We start from the raw sequence: 2985 nt of genomic DNA on the forward strand, positions 1-2985 counted from the left end.
AGAGATAAATAATAATATGGTCAAGCCTCACGGAAAATTAGTACTGGTCGGCTCAATATGTTTCCACACTTAGACCGCCAGCCTATCAAACTCGTATTCTTCGAGATTCCTTCAGCTCCCTTAAAGGGAGAGGGATGTCTCATCTTGAGGAAGGCTTCCCACTTAGATGCTTTCAGCGGTTATCCCTTCCGAACTTAGCTACTCAGCACTTACCGTTGGCACGATAACTGATACACCAGAGGTTCGTCCGTTTCGGTCCTCTCGTACTAAAAACAGATCCTCTCAAACATCCAACGCCTGTGGCAGATAGGGACCGAACTGTCTCGCGACGTTCTGAACCCAGCTCGCGTACCGCTTTAAATGGCGAACAGCCATACCCTTGGGACCTGCTCCAGCCCCAGGATGCGATGAGCCGACATCGAGGTGCCAAACTTTGCCGTCGATATGAACTCTTGGGCAAAATCAGCCTGTTATCCCCGGAGTACCTTTTGTCCGTTAAGTGACGACCCTTCCACTCAGAATCGCCAGATCACTATGACCTACTTTCGTACCTGCTCGACTTGTAAGTCTCGCAGTCAAGCTACCTTATGCCATTGCGCTTACAGCATGATTTCCAACCATGCTAAGGTAACCTTTGCGCGCCTCCGTTACTCTTTAGGAGGCGACCGCCCCAGTCAAACTGCCCACCTGACATTGTCCATGACCCGGATTACGGGCCACGTTAGAAATATAACTAATAAAGGGTGGTATTTCACCAACAACTCCGTACAGCCTGACGACCATACATCAAAGTCTCCCACCTATCCTACACATTAGCAGCCATAGTTCAATATCAGGATACAGTAAAGGTTCACGGGGTCTTTCCGTCTAACCACAGGTAATCGGCATCTTCACCGATACTTCAATTTCACCGAGTCCCACGTTGAGACAGTAAGAAAGTCGTTACACCATTCGTGCGGGTCGGAACTTACCCGACAAGGAATTTCGCTACCTTAGGACCGTTATAGTTACGGCCGCCGTTTACTGGGGCTTCAATTCACTGCTTCACGCAAGCGCTAACAGCTCCTCTTAACCTTCCAGCACCGGGCAGGTGTCAGTCAATATACTTCAATTTGCATTTTCGCATTGACCTGTGTTTTTGGTAAACAGTCGCTTTCTCCTGGACTCTGCAACTCCGCCATCACGCGCTGAGCCATGCTTCTCCCTAAGTTACGCATGTATTTTGCCGAGTTCCTTAACGTGGGTTCTCTCGTACGCCTTAGAATTCTCATCCCATCTACCTGTGTCGGTTTGCGGTACGGTACCTAGTAACCTAACCTTAGAGATTATTTCTTGACTCGATGAATCACTCAACTTCGCTCACCCGTAGGATCGCTACCCTTAACATCTCAACTCTTCATGCGGATTTTCCTACACAAATCAACGTCTAAATGCTTGGACCAGGACAACCAACGCCTGGCAAGAGATCTCCTTAAGTGTCATCCCTTCGAAATTACTAGATGTACTGGAATATTAACCAGTTTCCCATCGACTACGCATTTCTGCCTCGCCTTAGGGGCCGACTAACCCTGGGAAGAGTACCTTTACCCAGGAAACCTTAGATTTTCGGCGGGAAGGGATCTCACCTTCCTTTTCGTTACTCATGCCTGCATTCTCTCTTCTGATACCTCCAGCAACCCTTTCAGATCACCTTCGTCGGCCTACAGAATGCTCCTCTACCATCCATAGATAAATCTATGAATCCGTAGCTTCGGTACTATGCTTAGCCCCGTTACATTGTCGGCGCACAACTACTCGACCAGTGAGCTATTACGCACTCTTTAAAGGAATGGCTGCTTCTAAGCCAACCTCCTGGCTGTCTGTGCAATCGTACTTCCTTTTCCACTTAGCATAGTTTAGGGACCTTAGCTGACGGTCTGGGCTCTTTCCCTTTCGACTACGAATCTTATCACCCGCAGTCTCACTGCCATACTTTGAACATCGGCATTCGGAGTTTGATTAAGTTTGGTACCCTGTGACAGGCCCTAGCCTATTCAGTGCTCTACCTCCGATGTTAACCATATGACGCTGACCCTAAAGCCATTTCGAGGAGAACCAGCTATCTCCGGGTTTGATTAGCCTTTCACTCCTATTCACAGTTCATCACTGCCTTTTTCAACAGACTAGTGTTCGGTCCTCCACTCGGTGTTACCCAAGCTTCAACCTGACCATAAATAGATCACCCGGCTTCGGGTCTAATACATCAAACTCAGTCGCCCTATTCAGACTCGCTTTCGCTCCGGCTCCGGTACTTCTATACCTTAACCTTGCTTAATATATTAACTCGCAGGCTCATTCTACAAAAGGCACGCCATCACCCCGTATTAGGGCTTTGACCGCTTGTAGGTCCACGGTTTCAGGTTCTATTTCACTCCCCTCCCGGGGTGCTTTTCACCTTTCCCTCACGGTACTATTCGCTATCGGTAGCTATCTCGTATTTAGCCTTGGAGGGTGGGCCCCCCAGATTCAGACAGGATTACTCGTGTCCCGCCTTACTCAGGAACATGCTAGCCAGATTTCGATTTCGCTTACAGGACTTTCACCTTCTTCGGTTGGCTTTCCCAATACCATTCTGCTATCGTCGTCTGATACATATATTGCATGCCCTACAACCCCAGATGCACCGAAATGCACTTGGTTTGGGCTAATCCCCGTTCGCTCGCCGCTACTAAGGGAATCTCTAAATTGATTTCTTTTCCTTCAGGTACTTAGATGGTTCAGTTCCCTGAGTCTCGCTTTATACAGCTATTTATTCACTGCATAATGACGGATATAAAATCCATCGGGTTACCCCATTCGGGAATCCTCGGGTATTAGAATGTTTGCTTCTAACCGAGGCTTTTCGCAGCTTACCACGCCCTTCATCGCCGGATAGCTCCAAGGCATCCACCATGGACCCTTAGTCGCTTGACCATATTATTATTTATCCCTTCGCTATTCACTGTT

The 2985-nt window shown here is 48.2% G+C and carries 1 rRNA gene; it reads right to left on the reverse strand.

What is annotated here, in order from left to right:
• Nucleotides 1-16 precede the first annotated feature (16 nt).
• A 23S ribosomal RNA gene (locus DV872_RS25825) occupies nucleotides 17-2952 on the reverse strand.
• Nucleotides 2953-2985: the final 33 nt, after the last annotated feature.

The sequence above is a fragment of the Oceanispirochaeta sp. M1 genome, from assembly GCF_003346715.1.
Classification (GTDB): Bacteria; Spirochaetota; Spirochaetia; order DSM-2461; family DSM-2461; genus Oceanispirochaeta.